This is a genomic window from Pseudonocardia lacus, assembly GCF_018531445.1.
GTDB lineage: Bacteria > Actinomycetota > Actinomycetes > Mycobacteriales > Pseudonocardiaceae > Pseudonocardia > Pseudonocardia lacus.
The window spans coordinates 19,282-29,677 of sequence record NZ_JAHDTH010000089.1; the positions used below are offsets into that span (position 1 = coordinate 19,282).

Genomic DNA, 10,396 nt, shown 5'->3' on the forward strand with positions numbered 1-10,396 from the left:
CTCCGTCCGGTCGGACGCACGGGAGGACCTGATGAGCAGCACACGCCGGGTGGGCGCGATCGGCGCCGACGGCGTAGGGGGCCCGAGCGGTGCTCCGACGACCGCTCCGACGACCGCCGCGGCGACCGCCCCGACCGCGGAGTCGGTGCTCGCCGACCTCGCCCAGGCGCTCGGCCAGGTCCGGCGCGGCCGGTTCGACGTGCGGCTGACCCACCGCGAGGGCGTCGGCGCCGAGGTCGTGGACGAGTTCAACGAGGTCCTCGCGACCCTGGAGCGGCGCAACCGCGACCTGCTGCGCATCAGCCGGGTGGTGGGCCGGGAGGGCCGCACCGCCGACCGGCTCGACGAGGAGTCCTACGACGGTTCCTGGGCCGTCGGGCTGCGCGCGGTCAACGCCCTGATCGACGACCTGGCCGAGCCGACCGCGGAGATCGCCCGGGTCATCGAGGCGGTGGCCGAGGGCGACCTGTCCCAGCACATGGCCCTGGAGATCGAGGGCCGCCCGCTGCGCGGCGAGTTCCGCCGCATCGGCCGGACCGTGAACACCATGGTCGACCAGCTCTCGTCGTTCGCCGACGAGGTCACCCGCGTGGCCCGCGAGGTGGGCACGGAGGGCGAGCTGGGCGGCCAGGCCGACGTGCGCGGCGTGTCGGGCACCTGGCGCGTCATGACCGACTCGGTCAACACGATGGCCAGCAACCTGACCAACCAGGTGCGCTCCATCTCCTCGGCGGCCACCGCGATCGCCCGCGGCGACCTGTCGCACACGATCACGGTGAACGCCCGCGGCGAGGTCGCCGCGCTGGCCGACACGATCAACGCGCTGACCTCCACGCTGCGGCTGTTCGCCGACGAGGTCACCCGGGTCGCCCGCGAGGTCGGCACCGACGGCCTGCTCGGCGGCCAGGCCGCGGTCCCCAACGTGGCCGGCACCTGGAAGAACCTCACCGACGCGGTCAACCTGATGGCCGCGAACCTGACCACCCAGGTGCGCGGCATCGCGCAGGTGGCCACGGCGGTCGCCTCCGGCGACCTCACCCAGAAGATCGCCGTCGATGCCCGCGGCGAGATCCAGGAGCTCAAGTCGACGGTCAACACGATGGTCGACCAGCTGTCGTCGTTCGCCGACGAGGTCACCCGCGTGGCCCGCGAGGTCGGCACCGAGGGCAAGCTCGGCGGCCAGGCCCAGGTGCCCGGGGTCGCCGGCACCTGGCGCGACCTGACCGACAACGTCAACCAGCTGGCGTCGAACCTGACCGGTCAGGTGCGCAACATCGCGCAGGTGACGACGGCGGTGGCGCAGGGCGACCTGTCGCAGAAGATCACCGTCGATGCCCGGGGTGAGATCCTCGAGCTCAAGTCGACGGTGAACACGATGGTCGACCAGCTGTCGTCCTTCGCGGCGGAGGTCACCCGCGTGGCGCGCGAGGTGGGCACGGAGGGCAAGCTCGGCGGCCAGGCCGAGGTCGAGGACGTGGCCGGCACCTGGCGCGACCTCACCGAGAACGTCAACCAGCTGGCGTCGAACCTGACCGGTCAGGTGCGCAACATCGCGCAGGTGACGACGGCGGTGGCGCAGGGCGACCTGTCGCAGAAGATCACCGTCGATGCCCGGGGTGAGATCCTCGAGCTCAAGTCGACGGTGAACACGATGGTCGACCAGCTGTCGTCCTTCGCGGCGGAGGTCACCCGCGTGGCGCGCGAGGTGGGCACCGAGGGCAAGCTCGGCGGCCAGGCCGACGTGCGCGGTGTGTCGGGCACGTGGCGCGACCTCACCGACAACGTCAACTACATGGCCTTCAACCTGACCGGGCAGGTCCGCAACATCGCCCAGGTGACCACCGCGGTGGCCAAGGGCAACCTGTCGCAGAAGATCACCGTCGACGCGCGGGGTGAGATCCTCGAACTCAAGTCGACGGTGAACACGATGGTCGACCAGCTGTCCTCGTTCGCCGCGGAGGTCACCCGCGTGGCCCGTGAGGTGGGCACGGAGGGCAAGCTCGGCGGGCAGGCCGAGGTCGAGGGCGTCGCGGGCACCTGGCGCGACCTGACCGAGAACGTCAACCAGCTGGCGTCCAACCTGACCGGGCAGGTGCGCAACATCGCCCAGGTGACCACCGCGGTGGCCAAGGGCGACATGTCCCAGAAGATCACCGTCGATGCCCGGGGTGAGATCCTCGAACTCAAGTCGACGGTGAACACGATGGTCGACCAGCTGTCCTCGTTCGCCGCGGAGGTCACCCGCGTCGGGCGCGAGGTGGGCACCGAGGGCAAGCTCGGCGGGCAGGCCCAGGTCGAGGGCGTCGCGGGCACCTGGCGCGACCTGACCGAGAACGTCAACCAGCTGGCCTCCACGCTGACCACCCAGCTGCGCGCGATCGCCGCCGTGTCCACCGCAGTGGCCAGCGGCGACCTGACCCAGCGCATCCAGGTCGAGGCGGCCGGCGAGATCGCCGAGCTCAAGGACAACATCAACCAGATGATCGTGGCGCTGCGCGAGACGACCACCGTCAACAACGAGCAGCGCTGGATGGACTCCAACCTGGCCCGGATCGGCGGGCTGCTGCAGGGCCAGCGCAACCTGGCCGAGGTCAGCCAGATGATCATGGACGAGATCACACCGCTGGTGAACGCGCAGGTCGGCGCGTTCTTCCTGGCGACCGAGGCGTCCGGGGCCGGCATCGGCGGACCGCGCTGGGTGCTGTCCGGGAGCTACGCGCTGCCCGGCGACGGCGCGGCCCCGCTGGAGTTCGCCACCGGCGAGGGCCTGGTCGGCCAGGCCGCGGCGACGCGCCAGATCGTGCGCGTCGAGCAGCTCCCACCCGACTACCTGGCCATCCGCTCGGGCACCGGTGGCGGCGCCCCGGGCGAGGTCGTGGTGCTGCCCGTGCACTTCGAGGACGAGTGCTTGGGGGTGATGGAGCTGGGCTCGGTGCGCCCGTTCTCCGCGCTGCACCTGGCGTTCCTCGAGCGGATGGTGGCCGCGATCAGCGTCGCGCTCACCACGATCCGGGCCAACCGGCGCACCGAGGAGCTGCTGGCCCAGTCCCAGCGCCTGGCCATGGAGCTGCAGGACCAGTCGGCCGAGCTGCAGCGGGCCAACGCCGAGCTGGAGGAGAAGGCCGAGCAGCTCTCCGAGCAGAACCGCAACGTCGAGATCAAGAACATGGAGATCGACGCGGCCCGGCGCGGCGTCGAGGAGCAGGCCCAGCAGCTGGCCTCGGCCAGCCAGTACAAGTCCGAGTTCCTGGCCAACATGAGCCACGAGCTGCGCACGCCGCTCAACTCGCTGCTGCTGCTGTCGCGGCTGCTGGCCGAGAACCCCGACCGCAACCTGACCGCCAAGCAGATCGAGTTCGCCAGCACCATCCACAGCGCCGGGTCCGACCTGCTGCGCCTGATCGACGACATCCTCGACCTGACCAAGATCGAGGCCGGCCGGGTGGACGTCGACCTGGCCGCGGTCCGGCTGTCGGACGTGTGCTCCGGGCTGGAGCAGTCGTTCCGGCCGCAGGCCGAGGACAAGGGCCTGGAGATGCGCGTCGAACTGGCCGACGACGTGCCCGACGAGATCACCACCGACGCCCAGCGGCTGCACCAGGTGCTGCGCAACCTGCTGGCCAACGCGGTCAAGTTCACCGACCGCGGGCACGTCACGCTGCAGATCGGGCTGGCGGACCCGGACGCGCTGCACGGCGTCCCGACGCTGGACGCGGCCCGCCACGTCGTCACCTTCGCGGTGCACGACACGGGCATCGGGATCCCCGGGGACAAGCTGGACATGATCTTCGAGCAGTTCCAGCAGGCCGACGGGACCACCAGCCGCAAGTACGGCGGCACCGGGCTGGGGCTGTCGATCTCGCGGGAGCTGGCCCGGCTGCTGGGCGGGCGCATCGACGTGACGTCCGAGGTCGGCGTGGGCTCGGTGTTCACGCTGCTGCTGCCCGACGAACTGGGCACCGGCGCGGTCGCGGCGCGGATGCTGCCCCGCCAGATGCCGGTCGAACCGCTCGGGACGGCGTCCTACCCGGGCGCGCCGCCGATCCTGCGCGACCGGCCCGCCGCGGCCGGCGCCCGCCCGACCCCGGAGCTCGCCGGGGCCACGGTGCTCATCGTCGACGACGACGTGCGCAACGTGTTCGCCCTGACCAGCGCCCTGGAGCTGCGCGGGCTCACGGTGCTCTACGCCGACAACGGGCTGGAGGGCATCCGGCTGCTCACCGAGCACCCCGAGATCGACGTGGTACTGATGGACGCGATGATGCCCGACCTCGACGGCAACGAGACCACCCGTCGCATCCGCGCCCTCCCGCAGGGGCGCGACCTGCCGGTGGTCTTCCTGACGGCCAAGGCCATGCCCGGCGACCGCGAGTCGAGCCTGGCCGCGGGAGCGACGGAGTACGTGACGAAACCGGTGGACCTGGACGACCTGCTCACCCTGATGGCGGCGTGGGTGACGCCGCGATGAGCGGGCTCGCGAGCGAATCATCAGCACCGTGCTGGCGCGAAGCGCCGGCCGAGCCCTGCGAGGCCGGGCGATGAGCGGCCGGCAGCTGGCCCGGGTGCTGGCCGTCGACGACCGGCGGGAGAACCTGCTGGCCCTGCAGGCCATCCTGGAGGGCCTGCCGATCGAGATGGTCACCGTCACCAGCGGCGAGGACGCGCTGAAGCGGCTGCTGGTCGAGGACTACGCGGTCATCCTGCTCGACGCGCACATGCCCGGCATGGACGGCTTCGAGACCGCGGGCCACGTCAAGCAGCGCGAGCGCACCCGCCACATCCCGATCCTGTTCCTGACCGCCGTCGACTACGACCCGCACCTGGCCTTCCGCGGCTACCAGGCGGGCGCGGTCGACTACATCACCAAGCCGTTCGACCCGTGGGTGCTGCGCTCGAAGATCTCGGTGTTCGTCGACCTGTGGACCACCCACGCCCGGCTCACCGAGCAGGCCGCGGAGACGGCCCTGCTGCGCGCGGCGATCGACGACGCGGTCGAACTGCTCGACGGCGGCGAGCCCGGCGCGACCGTGCGGGCGCGCGACCGGTTGCACGCCGCCCGCCTGGAGCGCCCTCCGCGCCGGATCGGGTCCCGGGGCCCCGGCAGCCGGTCCACCGGCTCCGCCAACTGACCGCCCGCGGGCTCCTCACGGGCCTCCCCCGTACGTGACGCACACCCCGTGGTAGCGGCGCACATGTCGTGCCGTGTGCGCCGCGACCGCGAGGTGTGCGTGGTGCCGGCAGGTGTGCGCCGCGGGAGCGGTACGCGTGGGTGGGCTACTTGCGGAACGCGTCCTTGATCTTCTCGCCGGCCTGCTTGAGGGTGCCCGACATGCGGTCGGCGCGGCCCTCGGCCTGCAGGTCGGGGTCGTCGGTCGCGCGGCCCACGTGCTCCTTGGCGCGGCCCTTGAGCTCCTCGGCCTTGTTGCTGAACTTGTCCTCGGTCGCCATGTCGCGCCTCCTGCGAGATCGGGGCGATCGCCCGCCTTTCGTCGTCGGCCGTCGACTACCCGAACGGGCGCTGTCCCACACGCGAGCGGCGGAGGTGTCGATCTACCCCGCTACCCGGCGGCCGGGCGCGGGGCCAGCACGTAGCCCGCGTAGCCGTAGTCGGCCCCGTGCTCGCGGCGCACGTCGACCTCCCGCGCCACCTCGTCGAGCGCGGCCGGGTCGACGCCCTCCGCCCGTAGCGCGGCGATCCGCTCGGCCAGCGGCCCGTAGTAGGCCGCCCAGTCCTCGTCGGGCAGCAGGTGGACCGCCCGCACGGTCCAGCCCGCGGCTTCGGCGGCGACGGCGTTGGCGGCGGTGGTGCGCATCCCCGGGTAGCCCGCGTCCCAGAAGGCCCTGGCCCCCGCCGCGGGCTCGGGAGTCGTCCACACGGCCTCGGTCAGCACCAGGACCCCACCGGGGGCGAGCAGGCGTCGCCACTCGCGCAGCGCCGCGTCGAAGCCCATCAGGTACGCCGAACCCTCGGCCCACAGCAGGTCGACCGCGCCCTCCGGCAGCGGCAGGTCCTGCATCGGCGCGTCGAGCGTGCGGAGCCGGTCGGCCGCGCCCGCCGCGCGCGCCTCGTCGCGCAGCCGGTCGAGGAACGGGGCGTGGGTGTCGACCGCGACGGCCGAGCCCCCGGTGGCCGCGAGCAGCGGCAGCGTGGCCGCCCCGGTGCCGCACCCGATGTCGACGATGCGGGGCCGGTCGGGCAGTGGCCCGGCCAGCCGCAGCAGCAACTCGGTGGTGGCCACGGACCCGGGGGCCTGGCGGGGCAGGCCGTCGTGGGCCATCCAGAACACGTCGATCGGGGTGGGGGAGCTCGTCACGGCCGACATCGTGCCGGGCGCGTCAGCGGCGGGCGAACCAGTTCCAGTTGCGCCAGCGGGGGCGGCCCGCGGGCGCCGGGGCCGGCCCGGCGTCGCGCTGGGCGTGCTGCTGGGCGGGTTGGCGGTTCAGCCGGCGGGCGGCCGCGTCCTGGCGGGCGCTGTGCGGCTCGGGGCCTCGCCCCCGTCTCGCATCACCGGTCACCGGGACGCGGACGTCGTGCGTCGCGCCCAGCCACACCCGTCCCATTCGACACCCCCGTACCTTCCGGGCGCATGGTCGTGGAGTGTCGCCGGTCACGTCAGGGGCTCTTCCGTTGGACGGAAGGCAAAAGGGGATACGTTAGTCACACTCCGCGATCCGGGTCGACCGGTCGGTCGCCGGGTCCACCGCCGCGGCGGGCCGCCAGCCGGGCCAGCAGGGGCGCCACCAGCAGCATGGCGATCACCCGCAGCACCTGGCCGGCGACCACGAACGTGACGTCGCCGCCGGAGGAGATCGAGGTCGCCAGGACCGCGTACACACCGCCTGGCGTAGTGGCCAGGTAGCCGTCCAGCAGCGTCGCCCCCGTCGCGGCCGACAGCGCCAGCCCGAGCCCCGCGCAGGCCGCGATGACCGCCACGATGAGCCCGGTGGCCAGTGGCAGCACCCCCAGCACCAGCCGCAGGCTCGGCCGGGTGAACCGGACCCCGGCCTGCCACCCGATGACGGCGTAGGCCAGCTCGACCAGCAGCTCGGGCGGCTGCGCCCCGAACGACCAGCCGGCCAGGTTCAACGCGATGGCCACGGTCATCGGGCCCAGCAGGCCGCCGGCGGGCAGCCGGGCCAGCCGGGCCAACCCGATGCCCACCGCCGCGCACACGACCACGAACACGAGGCCGATGCCCCACGGCGCACCCGCACCGGCGGGCGGCCCGGCCCCCACCCCCGCCGACGCGCCGAACACCACCGCGGCCAGCAGCGGCATCAGGGCGGTGACGACCCCGACCCGCAGGTACTGCACCACGGCCACCACCCGCTCGTCCGCGCCGAGGTCGCGGCTGACCGCCACCAGGCCCGAGGCCCCGCCCGCGGTGAGCGCGAGCATCCCGGTCAGCGCCGACACGCCGCGGCGCAGCCCGAGCAGCAGCCCCGCCGCCATGCTGACCGCGAGCGTGGCCAGCGTGACCAGCAGCACCGGCAGCCACTGCGGGGCCAGCGCGGCGAGCGTGCCGGGCTGGGCGAGCACCCCGATCACGACCCCGATGACGGCCTGCGCCGCGGTGGTGGCCGGGCGGGGCACCGCGTGCGGCGCCGCGCCCAGCAGGGCCAGGACCGTCGCCGCGATGAGCCCGGCGAACAGCGCGGGCGAGGGCACGCCGAGCACGGCCATGCCGGCGGTGAGCGGAGCGGTCAGCAGGACCAGCCGGAACCAGCCCGCCCACCGCCGCACCCGGCCATCCTCACCCACCCCGCGCCCGGGACGGGGCCGGTGTGGGTCACTCCACCGCGCCGCCGGTGGGGGTGGGCGCGGCGATCCAGACCGTCTTGGCGTTGACGAACGCCAGCGGCCCGAACTGGGCCAGCTCGCGGCCGTAGCCGGAGTTCTTCGCCCCGCCGAAGGGCACCTCCGGCGTGGACTCGGTGAACTTGTTGATGTAGATCATGCCGGTCTCCACCTCGGTGACGAACCGGCGCTGCTCGTCGGGGTCGGTCGTCCAGGCGCTGCCGCCCAGCGCGAACGGCGAGTCGTTGGCGATGCGGATGGCGTCGTCGACGTCGCGGGCCCGCCAGAGCGTGGCCACCGGCCCGAACAGCTCCTCGCGGTGCGCGGGGGAGCCCTCCGGCACGTCGGCGAGCAGCGTGGCCGGGTAGTAGTAGCCCGCCCCGCCCAGCGGCTTGCCGCCGGTGACCAGCCGCGCCCCGGCCGAGACCGAGTCGCGCACCTGCTGGTCGATCGTCTGCACGGCGTCGGCGTTGACCAGCGGGCCGAGGTCGGTGTCCGCGGCGGTGGGATCGCCGAGCTTCAGCGCCTCGAACCGGCGGGCCATCCCGCGCTCGAACTCGTCGGCGACCGACTCGTGCACGATGAACCGCTTCGCGTTGATGCAGGACTGCCCGTTGTTGAGCAGCCGCGACGACACCGCCGCCTCGAGCGCGGCCTCCTGGTCGGCCGAGGGCATCACGATGAACGCGTCGCTGCCGCCCAGCTCCAGCACGCTGGGCTTGATGTGCTCGCCCGCCTTCGCCCCCACCTGGCGCCCGGCCGGTTCGCTGCCGGTCAGGGTGGCCCCGCGGACCCGGTCGTCGGACAGGATCCCGGCGACCTTGCCCGAGGACACCAGCAGGGTCTGGAAGGCGCCCTCCGGGAAGCCCGCGCGCCGCAGCACGTCCTCGATGGCCAGCGCGCACTGCGGCACGTTGGAGGCGTGCTTGAGCAGCCCGACGTTGCCGGTCATCAGCGCGGGCGCGGCGAAGCGGAACACCTGCCAGTACGGGAAGTTCCACGGCATGACGGCCAGCACCGGCCCGATCGGCTCGTACCGGGTGAAGACCTGCGCCCCGTCGGCGCCGGCCGGGTGGTGCGCGACGTCGGCCAGGATCTCCTCGGCGTGGTCGGCGTAGTAGCGGCAGCCCTTGGCGCACTTGGCGACCTCGGCCTTCGCCGAGGCCAGCGTCTTGCCCATCTCGGTGGTCGCGATCCGGCCGAGCCGCTCGGCATCCTCGTCGAGGATGTCGGCGGCGCGGCGCAGCCAGCCGGCCCGCTCGGCGAAGGTGGTGCGCCGGTAGCTGCGGAAGGTGTCGGCGGCGCGCTGCAGCCGGGCGTCCAGCTCGGCGTCGGTGAGCTCGTCGAACTCCTGGAGGGTCTCACCCGTCGCCGGGTTCGTCGTCGCGATGGCCATGTGCTGGTCCTACCCGGTCCCGGCGCCGAGCAACACTCCCGGCGCCCGACGGGTCGAGGTCGAGCGCGGCGAGCCGGTCGGCCAGGAACGCCCGGTCGGCGTCGTTGCCGGCCAGCTCGACCGCCCGGGCGTACGCGGTGCGGGCGTCGGCGGCGCGGCCGAGGCGGCGCAGCAGGTCGGCCCGGGTGGCCGGCAGCAGGTGGTAGCCGGCCAGGCGGTCGTCGAGGCCGTCGAGCAGGGCGAGCGCGGCCGCCGGCCCGTCGGTCTCGGCCACCGCGACGGCCCGGTTGAGGCGCACGACCGGGGACCCGGTCCGCTCCTCCAGCACGGTGTAGAGCAGCGCGATCCGGGCCCAGTCGGTGTCCGCGGCGGTGTCCGCGGCGGTGGCCGCCGCGGCGTGCTCGGCGGCGATCGCGGCCTGCAGCAGGAACGGCCCGGCCGCCCGCAGCGCCACCCGCGAGGCCGCGGCGCGGGCCACCTCCAGCCCGGTGGCGACGGCCTCGGCGTCCCACCGGGAGCGGTCCTGGTCGCCGAGCAGCACGAGCCGCCCGTCGCCGTCGACCCGCGCGTCGCGGCGGGCGTGCTGGAGCAGCAGCAGGGCGCGCAGGCCCAGCGCCTCCGGCTCGTCGGGCAGCAGCGCGGCGGCCACGCCGGCCAGCCGCACGGCCTCCGCGCACAGGTCGGCGCGCACCGGCACCGCTCCCGCGCTCGCCGAGTGGCCCTCGGTGAAGATCAGGTAGATGACCCGCAGCACCGCGTGGAGCCGGTCGGGCAGCTCCGCGCCCGTGGGCACCCGGTACGGGATGCCGGCGACCGCGATCTTGTGCTTGGCCCGGGTGATCCGGGCGGCCATCGTCGGCTCGGGCACCAGGAACGCCCTGGCGATCTCGGCGGTGCTCAGCCCGCCGAGCAGCCGCAGCGTCAGCGCGACCCCGGCCTCCACCGACAGCGCCGGGTGGCAGCAGGTGAACAGCAGCCGCAGTCGCTCGTCGGGGACGGCGTCCACATCCCCACCTCCGCCCTCCTCGGGACCGGGCACCACGTCCGGCCCGACCAGCAGCCGCAGCTTGCGGGCCAGCGTCGCCTCGCGGCGGAACCGGTCGACGGCCCGGCGCCGGGCCACCGCCAGCAGCCAGGCGTCGGGCCGGTCGGGGACGCCGTCGCGCGGCCAGGTCGCGACCGCGGTCGCGTACGCGTCCTGC

8 protein-coding genes are annotated in these 10,396 nt (G+C 74.0%); 2 read left to right on the plus strand and 6 right to left on the minus strand.

Annotated features, from left to right (window positions below):
• Positions 1 to 31: 31 nt before the first annotated feature.
• Together KIK08_RS19520 and KIK08_RS19525 are read left to right on the plus strand one after the other, a co-directional pair.
• Positions 32 to 4,468 carry a HAMP domain-containing protein gene (locus KIK08_RS19520; RefSeq protein WP_214404631.1) on the plus strand — a complete coding sequence of 1,479 codons (4,437 nt, stop codon included), beginning with the start codon at positions 32 to 34 and terminating at the stop codon, positions 4,466 to 4,468.
• A 70-nt stretch (positions 4,469 to 4,538) separates the two neighbouring features.
• Positions 4,539 to 5,129, plus strand: coding sequence for a response regulator (locus KIK08_RS19525; protein ID WP_214404632.1), 591 nt, complete (start codon positions 4,539 to 4,541; stop codon positions 5,127 to 5,129).
• Between the two features lie 145 nt (positions 5,130 to 5,274).
• On the opposite strand, the gene KIK08_RS19530 is transcribed toward KIK08_RS19525, so the two are convergent.
• The 6 genes from KIK08_RS19530 to KIK08_RS19555 all read right to left on the minus strand — a co-directional run.
• Entirely contained in the window at positions 5,275 to 5,448 is a 174-nt protein-coding gene (locus tag KIK08_RS19530) for a CsbD family protein (RefSeq protein ID WP_214404633.1), read from the minus strand.
• 110 nt (positions 5,449 to 5,558) lie between these two features.
• A complete protein-coding gene (locus tag KIK08_RS19535) occupies positions 5,559 to 6,314 on the minus strand; it encodes a class I SAM-dependent methyltransferase (RefSeq protein WP_308257743.1) in 756 nt (251 codons plus the stop codon).
• Between the two features lie 22 nt (positions 6,315 to 6,336).
• On the minus strand, positions 6,337 to 6,561 hold the full coding sequence (locus KIK08_RS19540) for a hypothetical protein (protein WP_214404635.1): 225 nt from the start codon (positions 6,559 to 6,561) through the stop codon (positions 6,337 to 6,339).
• A 97-nt stretch (positions 6,562 to 6,658) separates the two neighbouring features.
• A complete protein-coding gene (locus KIK08_RS19545; RefSeq protein ID WP_308257744.1) occupies positions 6,659 to 7,744 on the minus strand; it encodes an AbrB family transcriptional regulator in 1,086 nt (361 codons plus the stop codon).
• 46 nt (positions 7,745 to 7,790) lie between these two features.
• Positions 7,791 to 9,194, minus strand: a complete 1,404-nt coding sequence (locus KIK08_RS19550; RefSeq protein WP_214404636.1) for an NAD-dependent succinate-semialdehyde dehydrogenase — start codon at positions 9,192 to 9,194, stop codon at positions 7,791 to 7,793.
• On the minus strand, positions 9,160 to 10,396 hold a 1,237-nt coding region (locus tag KIK08_RS19555; protein WP_214404637.1), incomplete at its 5' end, for an RNA polymerase sigma factor. The genes KIK08_RS19550 and KIK08_RS19555, both read right to left, overlap by 35 nt.

Excerpts from the sequence above, each read along its gene's own strand:
- KIK08_RS19520 (WP_214404631.1), top strand. The coding sequence starts at position 32 with ATGAGCAGCACACGCCGGGTGGGCGCGATCGGCGCCGACGGCGTAGGG.
- KIK08_RS19525 (WP_214404632.1), top strand. The coding sequence starts at position 4,539 with ATGAGCGGCCGGCAGCTGGCCCGGGTGCTGGCCGTCGACGACCGGCGG.
- KIK08_RS19530 (WP_214404633.1), bottom strand. The coding sequence starts at position 5,448 with ATGGCGACCGAGGACAAGTTCAGCAACAAGGCCGAGGAGCTCAAGGGC.
- KIK08_RS19540 (WP_214404635.1), bottom strand. The coding sequence starts at position 6,561 with ATGGGACGGGTGTGGCTGGGCGCGACGCACGACGTCCGCGTCCCGGTG.
- KIK08_RS19550 (WP_214404636.1), bottom strand. The coding sequence starts at position 9,194 with ATGGCCATCGCGACGACGAACCCGGCGACGGGTGAGACCCTCCAGGAG.